This window comes from Burkholderia sp. SCN-KJ (genome assembly GCF_024656005.1).
Classification (GTDB): Bacteria; Pseudomonadota; Gammaproteobacteria; order Burkholderiales; family Burkholderiaceae; genus Burkholderia.
On sequence record NZ_JANKOG010000122.1, the window covers coordinates 1 to 277 of the forward strand.

1 protein-coding gene is annotated in these 277 nt (G+C 64.6%); it reads left to right on the top strand.

What is annotated here, in order from left to right:
* The coding region (locus tag NQV17_RS37910) for an AMP-binding protein (RefSeq protein WP_257776176.1) at window positions 1-277 on the top strand (277 nt) is incomplete at both ends.

The following is a 277-nucleotide window of genomic DNA, read 5'->3' on the forward strand; positions in this document are numbered from 1 at the left end:
TACGTACATCACGTACGGCCCGCTCGCGTGCGGCGGCACGCAGGTCGTGTTCGAGGGCGTGCCGACCTATCCGGACGCCGGCCGCTTCTGGAAGATGATCGGCGATCACAAGGTCACGGTGTTCTACACCGCGCCGACCGCGATCCGTTCGCTGATCAAGGCCGCCGAGGCCGACGACAAGGTCCACCCGAAGAGTTACGACCTGTCGAGCCTGCGCATCATCGGCACGGTCGGCGAGCCGATCAATCCGGAAGCGTGGATGTGGTACCACAAGCAC